We start from the raw sequence: 22,895 nt of genomic DNA on the forward strand, positions 1-22,895 counted from the left end.
CCGGCGACGGTAGTCACAACGGCCCCTCCGGACGCGCGAAAAAGCGGGTCCTGGTGCGACCATGTGTGTATGGCTGCTGTGAAGTCGAACCCCACGAGGATTGTCATCGTCGGCGGTGGTTATGTCGGGATGTACACGGCTCTCGGACTGCAGAAGAAACTGCGCTCCGGTGAAGCGTCCGTCACCGTGATCGACCCGCAGCCGCACATGACCTACCAGCCCTTCCTGCCAGAAGCGGCGGCCGGCTCCATCGAGCCGCGCCACGTCGTCGCTCCGCTGCGCAAGGTGCTCAAGCGCTGCCACGTCGTCACGGGCCGCGTCACCAAGATCGAGCACGCGCGCAAGATCGTGACCGCCGAACTGTCGGACGGTCACGTCGAGGAGATCGAGTACGACGTGCTCGTCTCCGCGCTGGGTGCGATCTCCCGCACGCTCCCGATCCCCGGCCTGGCCGAGGTCGGCATCGGCATGAAGACGATCGGCGAGGCGATCTACGTCCGCAACCACGTGCTGTCACGCCTGGACCAGGCCGCGAGCACGAACAACGCGGACCTGCGCAAGAAGCTCCTGAGCTTCGTCGTGATCGGTGGCGGCTTCGCGGGCATCGAGACGCTCGCCGAGCTCGAGGACATGACGCGGTATGCGCTTCGGTACTACGAGGGCGTCAAGCCCGAGGAGATGAACTGGGTCCTCGTCGAGGCGATGGGTCGGATCATGCCCGAGGTGTCCGCCAAGCTCGGCGCGTGGACCGTCGAGGCGCTGGAGAAGCGCGGCATCAAGATCTACCTCGACACCCGCGTGAAGTCGCTCGAAGGCGGCCACGTGATCCTGGACGACGGCACCGAGTTCGACTCCGACACCATCATCTGGACCGCAGGCATGAAGGCGAACCCGGTGCTGCGCAACACGGACCTCCCGCTCGACGAGCGCGGCCGCGTCCGGTGCACCGCCGCCATGCAGGTCCAGGGCCTCGACGGCGTGTGGGCGGCCGGTGACTGCTCCGCGGTGCCGGACCTCTCGCGCACCGAGGAGGACCCGACGGCGACGTGCGTGCCGAACGCGCAGCACGCCATCCGCCAGTCGAAGCTGCTGTCGAAGAACATCGTCGCGTCGCTGCGCGGCCAGAAGCCGAAGGACTACTTCCACAAGTACCTCGGCTCCGTCGCGGGCCTCGGCCTCTACAAGGGCGTCGCGGACGTGTTCGGCCTGCGCTTCAAGGGCGTGCCGGCGTGGTTCATGCACCGCAGCTACCACGTCGCGTTCATGCCGACCGTGAACCGCAAGCTCCGCGTGCTGATGGACTGGACGCAGGCGCTGTTCTACGGCCGCGAGGTCGTGGCGCTCGGTCAGATCAACGACCCGAAGTCGGACTTCGACCGCGCGGTGCAGTCCTGACGCGCGTGCCGACGCAGGGTTAGTTCTTACTCCCTGTGAGTGCACAAGTGCCCCGAACGAGTTCTCGTTCGGGGCACTTCGTTGGTCTGGAGGCGGAACTTGAGCCCCCGTTCGGAGTAAGCTCCAGGGGCTGCCTTGACATTGCGTTACGTGTTACACAGACTACGGCTGGTGCATCACCTGAATGCGTGATTCGCCATGTGGGGAGAGAGGTGATCCCGATGTCTCTCGAGGAGCTGGCCGCACAGCTTCGTCGTGGCGAGATCGAGGACCCCGCGTTGGCGCAGTACGCCGCAGAGTACGCGCAGGCGGGGCAGGTTTTCCGCAGCAAGAAGGACGATTGACCAGGTCGGCTGACGGGCGGGTGCCAGGTGCCCCGTCCGAGGCTGCGAGGCCCCTTCTCCTGCAGGGCCAGGAGTACCTCTTCCGCTCCCCGCCCAAGTGCCTCGACTTCCAGGAGCAGGTCCACCGCCTCGGCATGGTCGACGAGGGCGACGGCAACCCGCAACCCTGTGTCCTGGTGCTGGCCCGCGCCGCCGACATGGAGATGAACGAGCTCTCCATCGCCCTGGCAGAGCGCGGCATCCGCATGGCCCGCATAGACGCCGACCGCTGCGTCGACCTCCCGCTCTCCGTCTACACGGACCAGCCGCTCGTCGAACTGGACCGCTGGCTCCTGCGCCCACTGCTGGTGTGGCGCCGCCACTTCGAACTCTCCGCGATCCCGGTCGAACCCGGCACCCTCGCCGGCGCCTACGCCGTCGACCAATGGGCCTCAGTGGCCAACTGGCTGTCCTCGCGCTCCGACTGGGCTCACGTGAACCCGTCGCGCTTCTCGACGCACCTGGACCGCCTCACACAGCTTTCCGACGCCTCGTCGTTCGGCCTCCGAGTCCCCCGCACGGCCGTGACAACCCGCCCAGGCCGCACGCGCCCAGGAGGCGCCCGCTGCATCGTCAAAACGGCCGGCAGACACCTCCTCGAACCGCGCCCAGGCGTGCAACACGGCCTCTTCCCACGCCCCCTGGAGACCTCACGGGCGTCAGACGCCCCAGAGCCTGCCCCGGTGATCGTCCAGGAGTACGTGCCGTCCGAGACGGAACTGCGCGTGTTCGTCGTCGGCGAGCAGTGCATCGCCTTCCAGGTCGACAAACTCGACCCGGCACAACTCTGGGTGGATCCCGACGCGGTCCGCGTCACGAGGACCACGGTTCCGACGTCTCTCTCGGACAAGCTGCTCGCCCTCGCCCGCCACTGGCGGGTGCAGGTGGCGGCGTTCGACCTGCTCGTGACCAGCGGTGGAGACCACGTGTTCCTGGAGATCAACGTCAACTGCGACTGGCGCTGGTTCGAGCACAGGGCGGACGACAACAGCGTCTCGACGGCCGTGCACGACTGGGTGGCGCTCCGCTTCAAGGAGCTGCTCGGTGCGGGAAGGGGACGCTGATGATCGCGACCGTTCGACGCTTAGAGGGATGCTCGCTCTAGTCCAATTCACTGGGCCGCTCGGGCGAGAAACGACCATCCGCTCACACAAGCCGACGATCAAGGCCTAGGCTCACCGCGCCCCCGTAGCCCAATCGGTAGAGGCAGGTCCCTTAAAAGGATCACAGTACGGGTTCGAATCCCGTCGGGGGTACTTTCGTTCACCTGTATGGATCATCGCTGACCTGCGCAGACGACGCCAGGCGATGATCGTGTAACTCCGGGTGACACCAGCCTGGCCCGCGCTCCACGCGCTCGTTCCGTGCCGAAGTGGTGCCCGCGCAGCACCGCCGCTGCCTGTGTTGGTGATCACAAGCGTCTGGGAGCGAACGACTTGGCCGGTGCGCTGTGTGTGCAACCGCCCCGATCGAGTAACACCCCAAAGGGTCATGTGCGATCTTGTGATCACTGATCGTGCGTTTTGAGGGGCGTTGCCGATGCGTGAGCTACTTCGCGACGTCATGGTGCTCCAGGCGGAGTGGGTTTCCGAGAACACGCCGGCGATGCGGGCACGCGGTGAGCTGATCCGCCGCGACCTGCCCGCCCTGCTGCGGGAACGACTGCCCGCGCTCCAACGGGCGGCGGCGGTCGAGATCACCGACTGGCGGGCCGCGGGCAGCGATGGTGCGGGCAACAGGGCCGAGATCCCCTGGGCGCGGGTGCATTCGGCTGGCCGTTCGCCTCGCGCGACTGAGGGGTGGTACGTCGTCTACCTGTTCGCGGCGCCGGGTGATCGGGTCTACCTGTCGCTGATGCAGGCGTCGAGCAGCAAGAAGAACCGCGAGTACAAGCGGCTGCCGGGAGCGGGGCTGCGGCAGCGGGCGCTGGAGATGCGGGAGGCGCTGTCCGCGAGACTGCGGGCGCGGCCGGACCTGGTCGCGGAGATCGCGCTCAAGGCGACCCGGTCGGAGCTCGGACAGGCCTACGAGGACGGCACCGTCGTCGCGTTCGAGTACCCGCTGGACGACCTGCCCTCCGACGAGGTGCTCGCCGACGACCTGACCTTCCTCGTCTCCGTCCTCAGCGAGCTGTACGAGCTCCTCGACCGCGGCACGACGGCTCCCGAGATCACCGACGCCGAGGTCGAGGTGGAGCGGCTGGCGGGCAAGGCGCGCAAGGGGCAGGGACTTCTCCAGAGCGCGGCCGACCGCATCGCGATCGAACGTCGTGCTGTCGACGTGGCGACGCGGTACCTGGAGGAGCAGGGGTACGACGTCGAGGACGTCGGGGCCAAGGAGTCCTACGACCTCGACGCCCGTCGGGCGGACGAGCACCTGTACGTCGAGGTCAAGGGCACCACCACGACGTGGACGGACGCGTCCGAGATCATCCTGACGCGGCAGGAGGTCGAGCTCCACCTGCGCGAGCACCCGAACACCATGCTGGTGATCGTCAGCGGCATCGCGCTCGACCGGGCGGTCTCGCCGCCGACGGCGTCGGGCGGCACCCTGCGCGTGATCCACCCGTGGGCGGTCAAGAAGCCCAACCTGACGCCGATGTCGTACCGGTACGTCGTCGGCGAGTGACGCCGGACAGGCAAAGGCCCGCCCCCGGCACAAGCCGAGAGCGGGCCTCGAAAGGTCAGTTCTTCTTCACCTGGTTGAGCCGCGTGATCACGGCCCCGCCGTCCTGCATCCCGAACGAGTTGCAGGCCGTCTCCCACGGGAACCGCGAACACGCGTTGGACTGCACCACGACGTCCTGCTCGTTGTTCCAGCCGCCGCCGATCACCTTGGCGTTCTTCCACACCTTGGTCACCGGGTTGTAGCTGTACCAGAGCAGGTTGCCGTTGTTCTGGTTCACGGCGTAGAACGTCTCGCCGCCGGCCGAGCTGAGGTTCTTCAGGTTCTGCCAGCCGGTCGTGACCGTCGAGACGGGCTTCACCCAGGTCGCGGTGGCCCCGGTCCAGAAGTCGATGTAGTAGCGGTACATCGCGCCTGCCGCGTTGCGCGCGTAGACGACGCCACGGCTCGTGGCGACGATCGCGTTGTACTGCGTCAGACCGGTTTCCAGCAGCGCGCCCTGCACGGCCCACTGCTGGGTCGTGAAGTTGAAGTAGTGCGCCTTGAGGTTGCCGGCGGCGTCGAGGGTGTAGATGACGCCGTCCTCGTCCACCGAGATGCGGTAGCGGGTGTTGGCGGCGCTGTAGTTCCAGCCCTGGCCGAGCACGAGGTACTCGTTGCCGTTGAACAGGTCCCACGAGGTGCCGTTGTAGTGCAGCAGTCTCAGTTCGCCGCTGGTGGTGATGCTGAACGTCCAGCCGCTCGGGCCGGCGAGCACGCGGCCCTGCCAGCCCGCGCCGATCTGGTAGCTCTCGCCCCACGCGAACGTGCCGGTGGCGGGGGTCGAGTGCTCGAAGCAGTAGAGGTCACCCGCGGTGTCGCACGGGTAGACCGGAGCGAGGCCGTAACGGGCCGACAACGTGGTGCTGGGTCCTGGCATTTCTCACTCCACCCCTCAGAGGTTCAGCATCGCGGTGCAGGCGTCTAGGACCAGACGCTCTGTTGACCCGGCCGCGGCGGCGCCGCTCGGGTTGAACTTCAGCGGGGACGGCCAGGCGTAGAACGTCGTCCACGAACCGGGGCCCGACATCGTGTCGTCGTCGGTCCAGCCGGCCTCGTAGCCGAAGTGCTTCGCCTCGCCCGCCTGCAGGACGTTGTGTCCCGCGACGTAGCCCTCGGTCTCGTTGGCGTACGCCATGATCCACAGCCAGCCCGGGGTCTGGTTCTGCAACGTCACGGCGTACTGCGAGAGGACCTCGTGCGACATCGCGAGGAGGTTCAGGCCGCCCAGGTTCCAGCGCTGGATCGGCATCGGGAACTCCTTGGGGAGGCCCGGTCCGTGGAACTTCTCCAGCATGACCTCGGCGTGGCGGTACGCGAAGTCGTTGGGCGGGAACGTGTCGATGCGGTCGTTGTACTGGTTGCGCGCGCGGATGGCCGCGGCCGGGTCGCCGAAGTCCACCTGCAGCGGGATCTTGATCTCGTTGTAGTACGTGGCGACGGGGCCGGTGACGGCGTTCCAGCCGCCCGAGTTCACCATCGACACGACCGCGTTGCCCAGCGTGGTGCCGAGGCTCGTGACCATGCCGGGGGAGTGCGGGTCGTTGGGCTCCTGGTCGCCGGCGGCGCCCTGGAAGAACAGCGCCTGGACGCCCAGCGCGTTGCTGATCACGTCGGTGGCGGCGCCGGGGTAGTCGCTGCAGAACACCCTGTCGTTGCCGCGCGACACGGCGTGGCAGGCGTATCCGAACAGGACGGTGTGCAGCCCGTTGTCGCTGACCCGGCGCGCGATCATCGCCGAGATCGTGGTCATGACGTGCGGTTCCTCGGCGCGGTTGTAGCCGATCGTCGCGCTGCCTTCCTTGTACCACAAGGTGACCGGCGTGCGGGCCATCGCGACGGTCTGCTGCACGAGCGCGACCATCTGGTTGATGAACACCGTCGTCGTGCCCTCGATCGCGGAGATGTCCGCGGGCGCGAGGTCCATCATCACGTACGGGCTGGGGCTCGTCGTGCCGATCATCGGACCGGAGTGGGTGTGGCTGACGATGATCAGGAAGTTGCCGTTGTTGTTGCCCACCAACGGGAGCACGGCGGAGCGGATCGCCTGGTGGACGTAGCGCGGGATGCTGACGACGTCGACGCGCAGCAGGACCTTGGGGCCGTTGCCGTCGTCGATCACGACGCACTGGGCGCGCAGCCGGCGGTCGACCACGCCCTGGTTGCCGCGGGGGGCGCCGCAGTAGCCGCCCATCCAGAGGCTGGGGTAGGTCGGCCACGACGGCGTGTAGTCGAGGGTCTTCACGGACATGGAGAAAGGCATCGTGTTGTCCCTTCGGCTCTCAGGCGGACTCGACGAACGCGACGCAGGTCGGCGTGTTCGAGTTGGGGGTCGACAACGAGCTGTCCGGCTTGCCGGAGTCGGAGTTCGCGGACGTCACCTTGCGGTTCTTCTTGTCCAGCACGAACGTCCGGCCACCGTCCTTGCTCATCGCGAGAGGACCGTTCGCCTTGCCGTTGGGTTCCTTCGTCCTGACCTTGTTCGAGTTGATGTTCACCGTGACCAGCTGGGCGTCGGTGTTGCGGCCCGCGTAGAGGCTCACGGCCGCGAACGTGCCGTTCGGGTGCACCGCGAGACCGCAGGGCACGCCTTCGAGCGCGGTCGAGCCGGACTTGCCGCCGCGCAGGCCGAACGTGGCCAGCTCACGCGACTGCGCCACGTACAGGTTCTTGCCCTTGGGGTCGATGGCGAGGAACAGCGGCGACTTCTCGGTCTCGAACCGGCCGGACACGGCGTTCTTCGCGGTGTCGATGATCGTGACGCCCTTGGCGCGTTCGTCCCCCACGAACAGCTGCTTGCCATCGGGCGTGAGTGCGAGGGTGCGCGGCAGCAGACCTGCCTTGATCAACGCGCGGACCTCGCCGTTCGCGGCGTCCACCACGGCCACGTGCCCGCGGGAGCCGCCGGCGCCGCTGGACCCGGTCGCGACGTACACGGTCTTGCCGTCGGGCGAGACGAGCACCGCGTTGGCGAACCCGCCGACGGGGACCTCCCCTGTCACGCGGGCACCGTCGACGTCCACGACGCTCAGACCCGGCCCGAAGACCGTCCCCACGTAAGCGCGCAGACCGTCGGGCGAGCCCACGATCCCGTTCGGCTGGCCGTTGACCGGCACGAGCGCCTGCTCGCCGGTCAGGCTCGGGTCGGCCAGCTGCACCACGCCGTTGCCGAGCGGGTCCACGCTGCCGATCAGGAGCTTCTTGCGGCCCGCCTTGGGTGCCGCACCGGCGGCTCCCGCGAACAGGCTCTGTCCGACAACGCTCACCGCGGCGCCACCGAGTGCGGCGGTCAGGAGCGTGCGTCGGGAAATCGGTCGGAACTCTGATGTCATGTCGTCCGTCCCCCTCCGGTCCAGGTCGACTGGTTGACCTTTCGACGAAAGGGACGCGCGTGTTATCACTCTGGGTAGCCCTGATCCAGGCTGTAATCCAGTTGAGACATTTCATAGGCGATTGATACGCACGGTAGAGGGTGCGTAACGGACCGCGTCTGATCTGGACTTATGCCATGTGACAAGAAAAGCCGCAGATGGGTCTTTGGGCCCTGTCGGCTTCTGTACGAACTGGTGTAAAAACGTGAACGACTACGTACTGTGACGTAAAGGTGTCAACTGCGTAGTGGCAGGTGCCGCAACGGGCTCACCAGGTCGGCCGAGCGGTCACTCCACCGTCCACCACGAGGTCGTGCCCGGTGATCCACTTCGCCAGGCCGCTCGCCAGGAACACGCACGCGTCGCCGACGTCCTCCGGCGTGCCGAGCCGGGTGAGCGGTGCCGCCTCCCGCCACCGCGCGACGCCCTCGGGCCACTGCTCTTCTACGCCGGGCCGCGCGATCAGGCCGGGCGACACCGTGTTGACCCGGATCCCGCGCGGTCCGTACTCCAGCGCGGCCGCCCTCGCGTGCATGATCAGCCCGGCCTTGGAGGCCGCGTAGTGGGCGTGGCCGGCAGCCGGGTGCGTGCCCTCGATCGACGCGATGTGCGTGACCGAACCGCCCTCGGGCAGGTGCGCGACGGCGGCCTGGGTGACGGCGAACGGTCCGGTCAGGTTCGTGTCCAGAACGGACCGCCACTGCTCGGGCGTCATACCGGGCAACGGGTCCACGGGCTGCGTGCCCGCGTTGTTCACGACGGCGTCCAGCCTGCCGTGCCGCGCGGCGGCCTCACCGACCACGCGCTCCGCCTCGGTGCGCAGGTCGCCGTCCTCACGACCGAGGTGGCGGACGACCAGCGCGCCCGCGGCCTCGAACCGGGCGGCGATCCCCGCGCCGATGGTGCCGCCGGCCCCGGTGACGAGCACGACCCTGCCGCTGAGATCGATCACGAGACGATGCCCTCCACTCGTTCGGCCAGCCAGTCGACGATCTCACCCCGGCCCGCCGCGAACGCGTTGTGGCCGATCTCGGTGAACACCCCGCCCGCCTCGCGCACGAGCACAGCGCCCGCCGCGACGTCCCACGGGTGGATGCCGATGTTCGCCGCCGCGTCCGCCCTGCCCGCCGCGACCCACGCGAGCGACAGTGCCGTCGAGTAGACGCGCCGCACGTCCGCCCGTTCCATGAGCTCCGTCAGCAGGTCCACCTCGCCCTCGTACGGGCTGCCGGGCAACGGGATGTCGGTCAGCACGAGCGGCCGCGGGCTCGTCCCCGGCGGGATCACCAGCCCGGCGGACCTGACGCTGAACGGCACGCCGGCCGCCGCCGTGAACAGCTCGTCGCGGAACGGGTCCAGCACGCAGCCCGCGACCAGCACGCCGTCGACCGCGGCGGCCACGGAGATGCACGACAACGGGATGCCGCGCACGAAGTTGCGGGTGCCGTCGATCGGGTCGACGAACCAGGTGACCGGCGCGGACGCGCTGCCGAGCTCCTCGCCGACCACGGCCGAACCGGGCGCGCCCTCGGTCAGGCACGCCCGCAGGAACGCCTCCAGCTCCAGGTCGGCACTGCTGACCTGGTCGTAGGTGCCCTTGGTCGACACGTCCACGCGAATTTCGCGCAGCAGCTTGGCGGCGTCCACGCAGGACTGCGCGGCCAACGACAGGAGATCCCCGGGAGTCACGCCCCCATTGTGATCGGTCACAAACACGACCGGATGACTCTGGGCAACGTCCTACCCGCACCGGTGATCCAAGCCACCACGATGAGCTCACCTGACAACGACGTTGGAGGATCGGGATGCGAATCGTGGCCGGGCTGGCTGTCGTGGCGATGTTGGTCGCCGGAACAAGCACCGCGCAGGCGGACACCCTCGACTACGTCGCCCTGGGCGACTCGGCGGCGGCGGGACCGCTGATCCCGAACCCGGACCCGGCGCTGTGGTGCCTGCGCAGCGACCGCAACTACCCGCAGGTCGCCGCGAAGCTGCTCGGCGCGAAGCTGACCGACGTCACCTGTTCCGGCGCCACGACCGACGACTTCGCCGGGCGCCAGTTCGGGTTCGTGAAGCCGCAGTACGACGCGCTGAAGCCCACGACGGACCTGGTGTCGATCACCATCGGCGGCAACGACGTCGGTCTCGTGCAGACCGCGCTGGGCTGCATCAACCTGCTGCCGGAACCCGCGGGCCTCTCCTGCAAGGCCCGGCTCACCGCGGGTGGTGACCAGGTCGCGAAGGCCATCGCCGGGTGGGCGCCCGAGTTCGGCGCCGCCCTCGACGAGGTCAAGCGGCGGTCGCCGAACGCGAAGATCCTCGTCACCGGCTACGGCACCTACATCCGTCCCGGCGGCTGCTGGCCGGTCCAGCCGATCTGGTCTCGCGACGCCGACTACCTGCAGGCGTCGGTGAACCTGCTCAGCACCACGGCCAAGGCGGAGGCCGAGAAGCGCGGCGCGACGTACGTGGACCTCGCGGCCGTCAGCGTCGGCCACGACACGTGCGCCAGGCCCGCCGACCGGTACCTGGAGGGCTTGGTCCCGACGACGATCGCGGCGCCGCTGCACCCCAACGCGGCGGGCATGGCGGCCTTCGGGGCTACGGTCGCGAACGCCGTGCGGCCAGCGCAGCCGTCAAAAGCGTGACGTGCTCGATCCGCGTGGGGTCCAGCCCGGTCAGCTCGGCGACGCGCCGCAGCCGGTAGTCGACGGTGTTGGGGTGCACGTGCAGCTCGGTGGCGGCCGGGCGCCGTGAGCCGCGCCGGAGGTAGACCTCCAGCGTCTGCACCAGCTCGTCGGTCAGCGGCTCGACGATGGCTGCCAGCGGCTCCAGAGCGGCGCTCGGCCGGGAGAGCTGGTACTCCAGCAGCACGTCGGTGAGCCGGTAGAGGCCAGGCCCCGAGCGCACCGCGACGGCCAGCACCTCGCGCGCCAAAACGGCGGCGGCCGCGACCCCGGAGGGTGGGGCCGCGACCGCCGCCACCGTCAACGGCACCCCGGCCGCCCGCGTCACGTCCGCCACGATCCGTTCGCACGGCAGGTCCTCGCCCGGCAGCAGGGCGAGGCCGCCGTCGGGCGTGAGCGACGACAGCACCGGCTCCCGGCTGTGCCGCTCCAGCTCCGCCCGCAACCGCCGCAGCTTGCGCCGGGAGGCGACGTCGGCGTCCACCCCGTCCAGCAGCTCGTCGGGATGCGGCGGCACGTGCAGGGCGAGCACCACGAAAGGTCCTGACGCCTCAACGGTTCCGGCGAGCAGGCCGGTCAGCAGCGTGGCCCGCGCCGAGCGCTCGTCGTCGAACATCGTCTGGCGTTCGTCGAGGTACCCGGCGCTCACCACGGGCGTCACGATCTGCAGGTACCGCACCGCCAGCGCGTTGAGGGCCAGCACGTCCCGGACCTCTTCTGGGCGGGCCTCGGGCACCAGCGTCTCCCACACGACCTCGATGCCCACGTGGTACGCGGTGAGCACCACGTCGATCGGCACGCCCTCCTCGGCCCGGCGCGCCGCCGACTCGCGCAGGAACGCCAACTCGTCCGCGGACGGCAGCTCGCCCGACTCCAGCACGTGGGCGAAGGCGCGCAGGGCGTGCTCGGTGACGCGGTGGATGTCGCCGGCGAGCTCCTCCGCGGGCAGCTGCGAGTACGCGGGCACGCGCTCCACCAGCGCCGCGATCACCTGCCGCACGAACGACGGCATCTCCGCGACGAGTCGCGCCGCCAGCGGACGGCCGCCGATCACGTAGGACATCCCGTGATTGTGGCCGATCTACAGCTCGATCACCGTGCCGTCCAGCGGAACCTCCACACCCGCCTCGCGCAGCTCCACCGCCTCCGGCGACGACGGGTCGAGCACGGGGTTGGTGTTGTTGAGGTGCGTGTAGAGACGGCGGACGGACGGGAACCGCCGCAGCTCGGGCAGGCTCGCGGTGATCGGGAGGTGGCCCATCGCGGCCTGACCGGACGCGCTGCCGGTCGCCGACCCCATCTCCGAAGCGGCGTGGAAGGTGCCGTCGAGCAACAGGCAGTCGGCCCCGGCCACCACGTCGTCGAACCCGTCGGGCCACGACGCCAGGCAGGGCGCGTAGACCAGCACACCGCCGGAGACCGGGTCCTCGAACCGGTACGCGACCACCCAGTCGGCGTCCACAGTGGACGAACGAGCGTACTTCGGGCGCTTGCCGCTGATCGGGATCGCCGTCACCCGCAGGCCGTCGAGGTCGAACGAGCCGGGCGCCTCCCGCCACGCCACCGGCGCGTACCCGTCGATCACCGTGCGCAGGTCGAACTGGTCCTTCAGCGCGTGCAGGACAGGACCGGGCGCCCACACCGTCAGGCCCGCGCCGCCGCGCAACGTCAGCAGCCCGAGCGTGTGGTCGAGCTCCGCGTCGGTGAACAGGGCGCCGCGCAACGGGGTCTCCCGCGCGCCGGGACCGGGGTTCAGCGAGGAGCACGAGGTGATCTGCGTGCGGATGTCAGGGGACGCGTTGACCAGCCACCAGTCGGTGCCGTTCCCGCTGATCGCCAGGCAGTCCTGCGACCGCGACGGCAACGCGCCCGAACGAGCCCGCACGCACAACGGGCAGGCGCAGTTCCACTGAGGGAAACCGCCACCGGCCGTCGTGCCGAGCAGAACGGCCTTCACCGCATCTTCCTCATCGCCATCGCGGGCACCTCTGCCGGCGCCATCTCGGTCTCCAGGATCAGGTCCACAGTGGACCGGTTCGGCGACAGCGAACACACCGGGTCGGTCGCGGCGGCGTCCCCGGTCAGCTGGAACGCCTGGCAGCGACATCCGCCGAAGTCGATCTCCTTGCGCGGGCACGACCGGCACGGGTCCTGCATCCACTCGAAGCCGCGGAAGGCGTTGAACGACGGCGAGTGGTGCCAGATGTCGTGCAACGACGAGTCGCGCACGTTCTCGATCTCCAGCGTCGAGATCACCGTGGCGGCGGGGCAGGGGAGCACGTCGCCGTTCGGCGCCACCGTCAGCTGCCGCGCACCCCACCCGTACATGCACGGTTTCGGGTGGGCCTCGTGGTAGTCCGCGATGACGTAGACGATCTCCATGCGTCCCCGCAGGCGTTCCTGCGCCGCGGCCACGACCGGATCGGCGGCGGCGAGCTGTTCGCGGGTGGGCAGGAGCACCGCGCGGTTGCGCAGCGCCCAGCCGTAGTACTGGGTGTTCGCGAGCTCCAGGCGCTCGGCGCCCATCCGTTCCGCCATCGCGATTATCCCGGCGACGTTGTCGAGGTTCTGCCGGTGCAGGACCGTGTTCACCGTCAGCGGCAACCCTTCGTCCAGCACATGCGCCGCCGCTTCCACCTTGCGGTCGAACGCCTTGATGCCGGCGATTCGGTCGTTGCCCTCTTTCGTCGCGTCCTGCAACGACAACTGCACGTGGTCGACGCCGTGAGAAGCCAGCGAACGCAACCGGTCGCGCGAGAGGCCGACCCCGGACGTGACCAGGTTGACGTAGCAGCCGAGGCTGTTCGCGTGCGCCACCAGTTCCGGCAGATCAGGGCGCAGCAACGGTTCCCCGCCGGACAGGTGGATCTGCAACGCGCCCAGCGAGCGGGCCTGGTCGAAGACGCGCCGCCAGTCCTCGGTCGACAGCTCGGCGTCGCGGCGCACCAGCTCCAGCGGGTTCGAGCAGTAGCCGCACTGCAACGGGCACCGGTGCGTCAGCTCGGCCAGCAGTCCGAAAGGCGCCTCAGCCATCCACGTCCACCACCCTCCGCTCGACCATGCGGGCGACCAGCGAGGCCACGTCCTCGGGCTCGACACCGGCGTACTCGTCGGCCAGCGCGACGGCGATGTCCCCGATGGACCGAACGCCGTCGCACAGCGCCACAACGGATGCGGCGGTCTCGTTCAGCACCAGCACGCCCTCGGGGAACAGCACGACGTGCGCCTCCCGGATCTGGTCGTAGGTGCACTTCACCCCGCGCCGTATCCGCGGCACGACCTCCAGCGCGACCGTCATGGCCTGCCCTTGCCCGAGTAGTAGTCGACGGCGTCCAGCACGGCCCGCAGCACGTCGCACTTGAACGACAACGCCGAGACGGCGGCCAGTTGTTGTTCGCGGGTCAGCGAATGCTCGACCACGATGTCCACAGTGGCGCGGCCCTCGCCGGCGACCGCCTCGATGCGGTTCGTGAAGTAGGCGAAACCCTCCTCGGCGATCCACGGGTACTGCTCTCGCAACGCCGTCAAGCGCTTGCGCATCAACGCTCCCGAGAACATCTCGGTGAGACCCGAGGCGATGGCCTCGACCCACGGCTTGGTGCGCGCGAAGTTCACGTACGCGTCGACGGCGAAGCGCGTGCCGGGTAGCACGTGCCGTTCGTCGAGCACTTCATCCCTGGTCAGGCCAACGGCCTCGGCGAGGCGGATCCAGTTCTCCGCACCACCCTCACCGGGCTTGGTGCCGTCGTGCCAGACGATCCGCTCGCGCCACTGGCGGCGGATCTCCGGCGACGGGCAGTTGGAGAGGATCGCGGCGTCCTTCTGCGCGATGCAGCGCTGGTAGTACCAGCGGTTCGCGGCCCACGCCTGCAACTCGTGCTTGCTCAGCTGTCCGGCGTGCATGCGCAGGTGGAACGGATGGCTGTCCCAGTACCGGGGTGCGAGGGCGCGGAGCTCGGCGACGAACTCCGCGGGAGGAACGGCAGACATGGGAACTCCTCGATCGGCCGACGAAGGACCGGGGCTCCGGCGCGGAGCCCCGGCCCGACCACCTGACGTCAGCTGCGCGCCGCGTAGGCGGTGACCTCCATCGGCGTCTCGAAGTCGCGGAAGTCTGGCTTGACCCACTCGCGCCTGACCTCGGGGAGCTTGGTCTCGGTGGTGGTGACGGCAACGTTCATGCGCAACTCCTCGGTCTCCAGCCCGCACACCCGAACGGGCGTGCAAGCGCTTTCCGGAAGGGCGCGGCGGCGAACCACACGGTAGGTGCTCCGGACCGCCACGGTCTAGACCGTACAGAAAGTGACCTGAAGTCATCGGAGGGATCGCCGTCCGTTTCACCCGGTCGACGACCGGGAATACCGGGACCTCCGACCACTGTTGCGGGCCTCTGCGATCTGTGATTGCGTGAACACGCCCTGCAACACCGCCGCCGCAGCCCAACTCCGAGCGGACCAGAAGGAGAGCACAGATGCGTGCTCGTCGAATCGCAGCGGCGGCAGCCTGCACTGCCATGGCCGCGTCCCTCTGCGCGTTGCCCGCCTCGGCCCAGGAAGATCCCTCCGTCCTGGCCGAACGGACCCTCGCCACGAAGCTGGACATCCCGTGGGACATCGAGTTCCTGCCGGACGGCAGCGGCATCTTCACCGAGCGGGACACCCGCAAGATCAAGAAGATCTCCGGCACGACCGTGACCGAACTGGACACGGTGGAACAGGCCCAGACGACCGGCGGTGAGGGCGGACTGCTCGGCCTCGCCGTCTCGAAGAGCTTCGCGACCGACAACTCGGTCTTCATCTACTACTCGACGGCGAGCGACAACCGCGTCGCCAAGCTCCAGCTCGGCGGTACGCCGCAGCCGATCGTGACCGGGATCCCCAAGAACCGCTACCACAACGGCGGCGGCCTCGAATGGGGTCCGGACGGCTTCCTGTGGGCCACCACGGGCGACGGCCAGAACACCGCGAACGCCCAGAACTGGAACTCGTTGGGCGGCAAGGTCCTCCGCTTCGACGCCGCGGGTCAGCCCGCAGCCGGCAACCCCCGCGCCGGCAGCGTCGTCTACTCGATCGGCCACCGCAACGTCCAGGGCATCACGTGGATCGGCACCACCGCGTACGCCACGGAGTTCGGCAACAACTCGACCGACGAGATCAACCGGATCGAGGCGGGCAAGAACTACGGCTGGCCGACGTGTGAGGGCAACTGCAGCACGGCGGGCATGACGAACCCGGTCAAGACGTGGTCCACCAGCCAGGCGGGCCCGACCGGCATCGCGTTCTACAAGAACTCGCTGTACGTCGGCGCGGTCACGGGCAAGCGCGTGTGGAAGATCCCGGTCAGCGGCACCACGCTCGGCACCCCGCAGGCGGTGTTCACCGGCTACGGCCGCGTGCGCGCGGTCACGACGGCGCCGGACGGCACGCTGTGGCTGGGAACGTCCAACCAGGACGCGAACGGCTCACCGGGCGCGAACGACGACCGGATCATCTCCACGGACGGCTGAGCGGCAGGGCAGGGCGTTCCCAGCCGCGTCACCAGTTGCGGGCAGCGGGGATCCGGCGGAGCTGGTCGAGCACCGCCGGGTCCTGCAGCTGCATCCACTGGATCACCTCGGTGTAGGTGGCGCAGACCGTCTCCGGCTTGTCGCACACGAACTCCATGAACTGCTCCATCGCCGTCGAGAACGCGTTGCCGTTCCACTCGTTGAAGTGGTTGCCGACGACGATCGGCGCGCGGTTGCCGTTCAACGCGGCCTGGTGCACCGACTTGTAGGTGTCGAGCACGATCTGGGAGAAGTCCGCAGCGCGTTCCGGCTGGTCCTTGGCCTGGTTGAGCGAGTACCAGAGGTTGAAGTCCATCATCACGACCTGCTTGCCCAGCGCGGGAACGCGGACCTCGGGCATCGGGAACTCGTACAGTCCGTTCTGGACGGTCGGCCACTGCACGCCGAGCGCGACCTTGCTGGTGTCGTAGACGAGCCCGTGCGCGGCCATCGCCGGGAAGGCCTGGTCCCAGTTGCCTTCCAGGCACGGCGTCCGTCCACCCCGGACGGCGTCGGCGGGCAGGTTGAGGCCGGCGGCGCGGGACTTGTCGACGAGCTTCTTGAACTGGTCGAGCTCCTGGTTCCAGGCTGCGGTGTCCCACTTGTCGACCGAGGGCTGGGTGCCGCCCGAGCAGAAGTGGCCGTTGTAGTGGGTGCCGATCTCGTGGCCGTCGGCGATCACCTGGTTCAGGTAGCCGATGCGGGCCGCGATGTCCTGCCTGGTGCCGCCGAACGAGATGTCGGAGACGCCGCGCTTGAGACCCGCCGGCGGCTGGTACTGGTCGCCGTCCTGGTCCGCCAGCATGTACACGCCGGACAGCAGACCGGTGACGTGCGCGTTCTTGGCCTTCGCGATCGGCAGGACCTTGTCCCAGTGCTGCTTCGACACCGCGCCGTCGAAGGAGAAGAGCACGAACTGCGGCGGCTTCTCACCGGGCGCGAGCTTGTGCATCCACGGCTGCTTGGCGAGCTGCTCGGGGGTGGGGGCGGGCACCGTCGGCGTCGGCCCCGCGTCCTTGGGAGCGGGCAGTCTCGGCGCCATGGGTAAGGGACCCGAGTCCGACACCGGAGTCTGTTCGTCGCGCGACCCGAGGGTCCACACCATTGCCACTACCAGACCCAGCGCCACGCCCGTGGTCAACCATCCCCACCGTTTCACACTAAAGGAGACGACTAGTTACCCGAAGGGGTTGCGTGAGGTGCGCGATTGGTCACTGAACGGGTTCGGCGATGACCACTCTGTTCGCCTCGTACCCCTGTCGACCGCCGATCCACGTGCCGCCGCAGGTGACGAGAACCAGCCGGTGCGGCCCGCGCGGACCGAAGAACTCGACCGCGCGCGCCGGGAGCTCCTCCTTGCGCACGGTCTCGATCTGCTTGATGCGGAACCTGAACTCCTTGCCCGCGCTGTCGGCGATGACGACGTCACGGCCGTTCTGCGCCTGCCACAGCTCCGCGAACGGGCCCTTCGCGCCCTTCCAGTCGACGTGCCCGGCCAGCACCGTCGCGCCCTCGGCGCCACCGATCTCGGTGCCCCACCAGGTCGCCTCGCCGATGCCGTCGGGCACCGGCAGCACGCCGTCTTTGACCTCCTTGCGCACCAACGTCGCCGAACCGCCCGCGGGCAGTCGCACGGAACCAGGGCCGGCCTTGGGCGGTGCAGGCTGCTGCTGTTGCTGCGGGGCGGGGTCGGCGGGCCTGGCGTTGGCGGTGTTCGCGCCGCCGGCCAGCCCGGTGAGGTCGGGACCGCGCCCGGTGCTCAGGCTGTCCGCGACCGGTCCCGGTCCGACCACCGGGATCTCGTCCGCGACCGCCCGTCCCTTGACGACGGCGGTCTCGGACGTGCCGACCAGCACGCTGGCGGCGGCCACACCCGCCACCAGCGCACCGGTCAGAAAGGCCTTGCCACTCACTGCCTGCGCCACACCAGGAAGCCTGCCAGCGCCGCGCCGAGGAGCACCAGGCCGCCCACGGTCAGCATCAGGCCCGGACGCAGTTGCGTGTCGAACGACGCGGTCGCGACCGGCGTCTGGCCGTCCGCACCCGCGGGGATCGTGCTCGGCACGACCGGCTTGTTCGGCTTGTTCACCAGTTCCAGCGCGAGCGTCTGCCCCGCGGCGAGCGTGCCGCACGCGGACGGCGGCGCCTTCGGGTCGAAGAACTCCTCATAACCCTTGGGAGCGGCCACCTCGACGAGGCAGATCTCCTGCGGGGTGCGCAGGTCCGGCACCTCGACCGTGCCGTCGGCGCCGGTCTGCAGCACCAGTGGCTTGCCGTCGGTGCCGACGAGGTCCGTGTCGTCCTGCTTCTTCGCCGCGGACGTCTGGTCCTTGGCCGTGACGCGCAGCGCGACACCCGCGATCGACTTCTTGGTCTCGGAGTCGATCTTCGTGATCTTCACGGCACCGGGAGCGGTCTTGGCGGTGGTGTTCGCGGCGGCGTTCAGCTTCAGCTCGCCACCGGTCGTGACCATGCGCTGCATGTTCTCGGTCTGGATCGGGAAGTGCACGACCGGCTTGAGCGCGGGCGAGTCCGCGACGGCCGCGATCGACGGCTTGGGCCCGGTGGCGATGAGCTTGACGGCGGCGGGACTGCCGTCCGCGCCGGTCGTGGCAGTGCCGCTGGTGGCGCCGTCGGCCAGCTTCGCGTCGGTCAGGGTGAAGTTGATCGGGGCGTTCGTGACGCCCTTCTTGTCCGCCTTCACCAGCGACAGCGTCCAGGTGGACTCGGCGTCGATGATCAGCGGTTCCTTCGGCGCGGTGGCGCTGAGCTCCCACGGGCCGCGGTTCGCCTCGGCGTCGGCCTTGATGCGCGCGACGGTGTCCATGACGGACTGCGGCAGGCGCGCGGCGTAGAACTCCGCGTTGTAGGCGAGGTGGTTCGCGTCCTTCGCGTCGTAGTTGACGTCACCGTCGGGCGCCGACGTCCAGCTGTGCAACAGGTGCGCGAGCGCGGCCGCCTCGTCCGCCGACTTGGTCGTGGAGTAGCGCAGCAGCAGGTAGGAGATGTTCGCCGCGATGTCGGGGGCGAGGTCCTTGCCCGCCTTGGTGCGCAGCGCGTCACCTTCCTTGTAGCCGACGCTGCTGTCCGGCGCGGGCAGCGCGTACTGGACGCACCACACCTGCTTGTCCTGCCAGATGTATGAGCCGTGCCACTCGCTGCCCGGTGTGGCGTTGGGCTGGAGTCCTGAAGCGTTGTGGCCGATCCCCTTGACGCCGACAGCTGACGCCGTCGCGGGAACGGTCAGGAGCGCGAGCCCCGAAACCATCGCCACGGCGGCCAGACGTTTCCAGCCCATGGTGAATCTTCATCCCCTCTGACCTGTGAGATCCCGCGTGCGAGCTTCTCGTTCCCCCACACCGGGGACAAGCCGCCACGAGGGGGAAGTGTCTCGTCACAGAGGGTGTGACTGTGAATGGAATGTGATGGGCCTTACGTCCAACGTGCGAGACACGCCGCGACACGCCGCAGTCTCATAACGCTCCGGAGTTAGCGCACTATTTGCGCACGTGTGATCGTCGCCGGGGGTAAAGTCGCCTTTACCGATGGGGAACATGGCACAGAGCGTGCTCGTTGTACCCCGTGACGGCGTAAAGCAACGCCCCAGGAGGACCAGGTGCGCTCGAGCAGCAACCCGGCTTTCCGTAACCTGCCGACCGGCGGCGGGTACGGAGGCTACGCAGGCTTCGGCCAGCCAGACCAGGCCGGTTACCAGCAGGCCCCGCCGCCGCTGACCAGCGAGCGGCCCATGACGATCGACGACGTCGTCACCAAGACGGGCATCACGCTCGCCGTGGTGGCCGCGACCGCCGTCGTCACGTACCTCATGCAGGCGTGGTTCCTGCTGTTCCCGGCCGCGATCATCGGCCTCGTGCTCGCGCTGATCATCACGTTCAAGCGCATGCCGAGCCCGCCGCTCGTCATCGCCTACGCGGCCGTCGAGGGCGTCTTCCTCGGCGCGTTCAGCGGCATCATCGGCACCATGGTCGACCGCATGACCGGTACCCCCGGCCAGGGCGTCGTGATCATCGGCCAGGCCATCATCGGCACGATCGGCGTCTTCGCCGGCATGCTCGTGGTCTACAAGACGGGCGCGGTCCGCGTCACGCCGAAGTTCACCAAGTGGATCGTCGGCGCGATCATCGGCGTCGGCGTCCTCATGCTCTTCAACCTGATCATGAGCTTCTTCACCGACGGCGGCCTCGGCCTCCGCAGCGGTGGCCCGCTCGCGATCATCTTCAGCCTCGTCTGCATCGGCCTCGCGGCGTTCAGCTTCCTGATCGACTTCGACGCCGCCGACCAGGCGATCCGCGCCGGCGTGCCGGCCAAGTTCGCGTGGCAGATCGCGTTCGGTCTCACGGTCACCCTGGTGTGGCTGTACACCGAGATCCTGCGCCTGCTGTCGTACTTCAACTCGGACTGACGTCCGGGGTGTGCTGGAGGGGCGTTCCGCTGCGGCGGGGCGCCCCTTCGGCGTTCTGGGGGATGGGATGACGAAGAAGAGGTTCGACGAGGCCCTGTGGCTGATGCGCCGCCGCGATCCGCAGAAGGCCGAGGACGGGTTCGGTCTGCTGCGCGCGCTCGCGGCCGAGCACGTGGCGGACCTGGTCGAGGCGTTCCGGGCCGAGAGCGACCGCGGCCTGAGGGCGTGGCTGCTGGAGCTGATCGGCGAGGCGCGCTCGCCGGAGGCGTTGCCGGTCCTGGTCGAGCACCTGGACCACGACGACGAATCGCTCGTCTCCTGGGCGGTTCGCGGTCTCGAACTGCTCGACACGAAGGAGGCGCGGACCGCCCTCTACCGTCATCGAACGAACAACGCGCACAACTGAGGGGGAATGCGTGGACTCCGCGTACCGGCTCGCAATGCAACCGCCGTCGATCGACGACTACCAGCGCCTGCGCAAAGAATCCGGCCTGAGCGAACGCACTCGTGAAGAAGCCGAGAACGGCATCAACGGCGCGTGGACCAGCGCAATCGTCATTCACGTGGAATCAGGCGAAACCGCGGGCATGGGCCGTGTGGTCGGTGACGGAGGCACGTACTTCGTCATCATCGACATGGCGGTGCTGCCGCGGCATCAACGCAAGGGCCTGGGAGACGCGATCCTGACCGCGCTGCTGGCGAGGATCCGTGAGGCTTCGCCGAACGCGCTGGTCAGCCTGCTCGCCGACCCGCCCGGCCGTCGTCTCTACGCACGACATGGCTTCGTGGAGAGCGCACCGGACTCGATCGGGATGTGGCGCCGTTAGACGCGCCAGCGCACGTCCGGCAGATCGGTCCCCACCTTGATCAGGCAGGTCGTGCACAACGCGCCGGCCTGCGCGCGCGAGACTCGTTCGTCGGGAACCGAATGTTCGCACACGGCCTCGTAAAAGCTCCGGGAACCGTCGGCTTGATCGAGAGGGAAAGCGTGGCATTGCAGGTCATATTCGCTTTGCCACCACACGTAAGGCATGTCCGACCCCTCCTTGCTCATCGGTAGGGACGGACTTCCCCTCGCCTGATGACGCCATTGCGCGATGTTTGTCTCATCGGCGGAAAGGGGGTAGGCAAGTAGCTCCGTTCGGGTGAAGCGGAGCTACTTGCAGGCGTCAATTTGCAGATCTTGACCGGAAGATCAGCTCAGGCGCTCGACGACCATCGCCATGCCCTGGCCGCCGCCCACGCACATGGTCTCCAGACCGAACTGCTTGTCGTGGAACTGCAGCGAGTTGATCAGGGTCGTGGTGATGCGCGCGCCGGTCATGCCGAACGGGTGGCCGACGGCGATGGCGCCACCGTTGACGTTCAGGCGGTCCAGGTCGATGCCGAGGTCCTGGTAGGACGGGATCACCTGGGCGGCGAACGCCTCGTTGATCTCCACGAGGTCGATGTCGGAGACCGACAGGCCCGCCAGCGCCAGTGCGCGCTTCGAGGCCTCGACCGGGCCGAGGCCCATGATCTCCGGCGACAGGCCCGAGACGCCGGTCGACACGATGCGGGCGAGCGGCGTGATGCCGAGCTCGCGGGCCTTCGTGTCGGACATGATCACCAGGGCCGCTGCGCCGTCGTTGAGCGGGCAGCAGTTGCCGGCGTTGATGCGGCCGTCCGGGCGGAAGACGGGCTTGAGCTGGGAGACGGCCTCGTAGGTGACGCCGGCGCGCGGGCCGTCGTCGGACGACACCACGGTGCCGTCGGGCAGCTCGACCGGCGTGATCTCGCGGGTCCAGAAGCCGTCCGCGATGGCCTTCTCGGCGAGGTTCTGCGAGCGGACGCCGAACTCGTCCATCTCCTGGCGCGAGATCCCCTTCAACAGAGCCAGGTTCTCGGCGGTCTGGCCCATCGGGACGTAGACGTCCGGCACGACGTCGAGCGTGCGCGGGTCGACCCACTCCGAAGCACCCGAGGCCGCGACGGACGCGGTGCGCGCCTCGGCCTCGCCGAACAGCGGGTTGTGCGTGTCGGGCCACGAGTCGGAGCTGCCCTTGGCGAACCGCGACACCGCCTCGACGCCCGCGGAGATGAACACGTCGCCCTCGCCCGCCTTGATGGCGTGCAGCGCCATGCGCGTGGTCTGCAGCGACGAGGCGCAGTACCGGGTCACGGTCGTGCCGGGCAGGTTGTCGTAGCCCAGCAGCACGGAGACGATGCGCGCCATGTTGAAGCCCTGCTCGCCGCCGGGCAGGCCGCAGCCGAGCATCAGGTCGTCGATCTGCGCGGGGTCGAGCTGCGGCACCTTGTCCAGCGCCGCGCGGATCATCCGCGCCACCAGGTCGTCGGGACGGACGTCCTTCAGCGAGCCCTTGCCCGCGCGGCCGATGGGAGAGCGGGCAGCGGAGACGATCACGGCCTCAGGCATCACGAAACTCC

Annotated in this window: 25 protein-coding genes and 1 tRNA gene; 10 read left to right on the forward strand and 16 right to left on the reverse strand. The window is 68.8% G+C overall.

The features are described from left to right. Positions 1-69 precede the first annotated feature (69 nt). The 5 genes from ACFWN2_RS32005 to ACFWN2_RS32025 all read left to right on the forward strand — a co-directional run bounded on the left by ACFWN2_RS32005 (position 70) and on the right by ACFWN2_RS32025 (position 4,406). A complete protein-coding gene (locus ACFWN2_RS32005; protein ID WP_382433800.1) occupies positions 70-1,395 on the forward strand; it encodes an NAD(P)/FAD-dependent oxidoreductase in 1,326 nt (441 codons plus the stop codon). A 221-nt stretch (positions 1,396-1,616) separates the two neighbouring features. Further along, the gene (locus tag ACFWN2_RS32010) at positions 1,617-1,739 is read left to right on the forward strand and encodes a hypothetical protein (RefSeq protein ID WP_256238980.1); all 123 of its coding nucleotides are present in this window, start codon (positions 1,617-1,619) and stop codon (positions 1,737-1,739) included. After that, entirely contained in the window at positions 1,736-2,842 is a 1,107-nt protein-coding gene (locus tag ACFWN2_RS32015; RefSeq protein ID WP_382433802.1) for a RimK family alpha-L-glutamate ligase, read from the forward strand. The genes ACFWN2_RS32010 and ACFWN2_RS32015 overlap by 4 nt, the downstream gene beginning before the upstream one ends. Positions 2,843-2,960: 118 nt before the next feature. Next, positions 2,961-3,034, forward strand: a tRNA-Leu gene (locus ACFWN2_RS32020). A 283-nt stretch (positions 3,035-3,317) separates the two neighbouring features. Next, positions 3,318-4,406, forward strand: a complete 1,089-nt coding sequence (locus tag ACFWN2_RS32025; RefSeq protein WP_382433804.1) for an MrcB family domain-containing protein — start codon at positions 3,318-3,320, stop codon at positions 4,404-4,406. Between the two features lie 55 nt (positions 4,407-4,461). Here the strand turns inward: ACFWN2_RS32025 and ACFWN2_RS32030 are convergent, their stop codons facing one another. From ACFWN2_RS32030 to ACFWN2_RS32050, 5 genes are all read right to left on the reverse strand, one after another. Then, positions 4,462-5,322 (reverse strand): tachylectin-related carbohydrate-binding protein, encoded by an 861-nt coding sequence (locus ACFWN2_RS32030; RefSeq protein WP_382433806.1) that lies wholly within the window; start codon positions 5,320-5,322, stop codon positions 4,462-4,464. A 15-nt stretch (positions 5,323-5,337) separates the two neighbouring features. After that, on the reverse strand, positions 5,338-6,705 hold the full coding sequence (locus ACFWN2_RS32035) for a hypothetical protein (RefSeq protein WP_382433808.1): 1,368 nt from the start codon (positions 6,703-6,705) through the stop codon (positions 5,338-5,340). A gap of 19 nt (positions 6,706-6,724) precedes the next feature. After that, positions 6,725-7,708 (reverse strand): hypothetical protein, encoded by a 984-nt coding sequence (locus ACFWN2_RS32040; protein WP_382433810.1) that lies wholly within the window; start codon positions 7,706-7,708, stop codon positions 6,725-6,727. Positions 7,709-8,081: 373 nt separating this feature from the next. Next, positions 8,082-8,765, reverse strand: a complete 684-nt coding sequence (locus ACFWN2_RS32045) for an SDR family NAD(P)-dependent oxidoreductase (RefSeq protein ID WP_382433812.1) — start codon at positions 8,763-8,765, stop codon at positions 8,082-8,084. After that, complete coding sequence (locus ACFWN2_RS32050; RefSeq protein ID WP_382433814.1) at positions 8,762-9,502, reverse strand: inositol monophosphatase family protein; 741 nt, start codon at positions 9,500-9,502, stop codon at positions 8,762-8,764. Before ACFWN2_RS32050 ends, ACFWN2_RS32045 begins: the two co-directional genes overlap by 4 nt. 116 nt (positions 9,503-9,618) lie before the next feature. Between ACFWN2_RS32050 and ACFWN2_RS32055 the strand changes: the two genes are divergently transcribed. Next, entirely contained in the window at positions 9,619-10,461 is an 843-nt protein-coding gene (locus ACFWN2_RS32055) for an SGNH/GDSL hydrolase family protein (RefSeq protein ID WP_382433816.1), read from the forward strand. On the opposite strand, the gene ACFWN2_RS32060 is transcribed toward ACFWN2_RS32055, so the two are convergent. The 6 genes from ACFWN2_RS32060 to pqqA all read right to left on the reverse strand — a co-directional run bounded on the left by ACFWN2_RS32060 (position 10,415) and on the right by pqqA (position 14,681). Next, positions 10,415-11,563: a PucR family transcriptional regulator gene (locus tag ACFWN2_RS32060; RefSeq protein ID WP_382433818.1), complete on the reverse strand. Its 1,149-nt coding sequence runs from the start codon at positions 11,561-11,563 to the stop codon at positions 10,415-10,417. The genes ACFWN2_RS32055 and ACFWN2_RS32060 overlap by 47 nt on opposite strands. Positions 11,564-11,581: 18 nt before the next feature. Further along, positions 11,582-12,457 (reverse strand): pyrroloquinoline quinone biosynthesis protein PqqB, encoded by an 876-nt coding sequence (pqqB, locus tag ACFWN2_RS32065; protein WP_382433820.1) that lies wholly within the window; start codon positions 12,455-12,457, stop codon positions 11,582-11,584. Beyond that, positions 12,454-13,533: a pyrroloquinoline quinone biosynthesis protein PqqE gene (gene pqqE, locus ACFWN2_RS32070; protein ID WP_382433822.1), complete on the reverse strand. Its 1,080-nt coding sequence runs from the start codon at positions 13,531-13,533 to the stop codon at positions 12,454-12,456. Before pqqE ends, pqqB begins: the two co-directional genes overlap by 4 nt. Further along, positions 13,526-13,798: a pyrroloquinoline quinone biosynthesis peptide chaperone PqqD gene (gene pqqD / locus ACFWN2_RS32075; protein WP_382433824.1), complete on the reverse strand. Its 273-nt coding sequence runs from the start codon at positions 13,796-13,798 to the stop codon at positions 13,526-13,528. The genes pqqE and pqqD overlap by 8 nt, the downstream gene beginning before the upstream one ends. Continuing rightward, positions 13,795-14,490, reverse strand: coding sequence for a pyrroloquinoline-quinone synthase PqqC (pqqC, locus tag ACFWN2_RS32080; RefSeq protein WP_382433826.1), 696 nt, complete (start codon positions 14,488-14,490; stop codon positions 13,795-13,797). Before pqqC ends, pqqD begins: the two co-directional genes overlap by 4 nt. Positions 14,491-14,558: 68 nt before the next feature. Beyond that, the gene (pqqA, locus tag ACFWN2_RS32085; RefSeq protein ID WP_063758378.1) at positions 14,559-14,681 is read right to left on the reverse strand and encodes a pyrroloquinoline quinone precursor peptide PqqA; all 123 of its coding nucleotides are present in this window, start codon (positions 14,679-14,681) and stop codon (positions 14,559-14,561) included. Between the two features lie 332 nt (positions 14,682-15,013). Here pqqA and ACFWN2_RS32090 point away from each other — a divergent pair, with 332 nt between their 5' ends. Then, positions 15,014-16,006, forward strand: coding sequence for a PQQ-dependent sugar dehydrogenase (locus ACFWN2_RS32090; protein ID WP_382433828.1), 993 nt, complete (start codon positions 15,014-15,016; stop codon positions 16,004-16,006). Positions 16,007-16,034: 28 nt separating this feature from the next. Here the strand turns inward: ACFWN2_RS32090 and ACFWN2_RS32095 are convergent, their stop codons facing one another. The 3 genes from ACFWN2_RS32095 to ACFWN2_RS32105 form a co-directional block, all read right to left on the reverse strand. Further along, positions 16,035-17,087, reverse strand: a complete 1,053-nt coding sequence (locus ACFWN2_RS32095; RefSeq protein ID WP_382433830.1) for a polysaccharide deacetylase — start codon at positions 17,085-17,087, stop codon at positions 16,035-16,037. 169 nt (positions 17,088-17,256) lie between these two features. Next, complete coding sequence (locus tag ACFWN2_RS32100; protein WP_382433832.1) at positions 17,257-17,970, reverse strand: class F sortase; 714 nt, start codon at positions 17,968-17,970, stop codon at positions 17,257-17,259. After that, a complete protein-coding gene (locus tag ACFWN2_RS32105) occupies positions 17,955-19,343 on the reverse strand; it encodes a collagen binding domain-containing protein (RefSeq protein WP_382433834.1) in 1,389 nt (462 codons plus the stop codon). The genes ACFWN2_RS32100 and ACFWN2_RS32105 overlap by 16 nt, the downstream gene beginning before the upstream one ends. A gap of 318 nt (positions 19,344-19,661) precedes the next feature. On the opposite strand from ACFWN2_RS32105, the gene ACFWN2_RS32110 reads away from it, so the two are divergent. The 3 genes from ACFWN2_RS32110 to ACFWN2_RS32120 all read left to right on the forward strand — a co-directional run bounded on the left by ACFWN2_RS32110 (position 19,662) and on the right by ACFWN2_RS32120 (position 21,295). Then, entirely contained in the window at positions 19,662-20,468 is an 807-nt protein-coding gene (locus tag ACFWN2_RS32110; protein WP_382433836.1) for a Bax inhibitor-1/YccA family protein, read from the forward strand. A 67-nt stretch (positions 20,469-20,535) separates the two neighbouring features. Further along, a complete protein-coding gene (locus ACFWN2_RS32115) occupies positions 20,536-20,874 on the forward strand; it encodes a HEAT repeat domain-containing protein (protein WP_382433838.1) in 339 nt (112 codons plus the stop codon). Positions 20,875-20,884: 10 nt separating this feature from the next. Beyond that, a complete protein-coding gene (locus tag ACFWN2_RS32120; RefSeq protein ID WP_382433840.1) occupies positions 20,885-21,295 on the forward strand; it encodes a GNAT family N-acetyltransferase in 411 nt (136 codons plus the stop codon). Here the strand turns inward: ACFWN2_RS32120 and ACFWN2_RS32125 are convergent. Further along, on the reverse strand, positions 21,292-21,501 hold the full coding sequence (locus tag ACFWN2_RS32125) for a hypothetical protein (protein ID WP_382433842.1): 210 nt from the start codon (positions 21,499-21,501) through the stop codon (positions 21,292-21,294). The genes ACFWN2_RS32120 and ACFWN2_RS32125 overlap by 4 nt on opposite strands. A 162-nt stretch (positions 21,502-21,663) precedes the next feature. Then, positions 21,664-22,884, reverse strand: a complete 1,221-nt coding sequence (locus ACFWN2_RS32130) for an acetyl-CoA C-acetyltransferase (RefSeq protein ID WP_382433844.1) — start codon at positions 22,882-22,884, stop codon at positions 21,664-21,666. Positions 22,885-22,895 lie beyond the last annotated feature (11 nt).

It is taken from the genome of Lentzea sp. NPDC058436 (assembly GCF_042721515.1).
Lineage (GTDB): Bacteria > Actinomycetota > Actinomycetes > Mycobacteriales > Pseudonocardiaceae > Lentzea.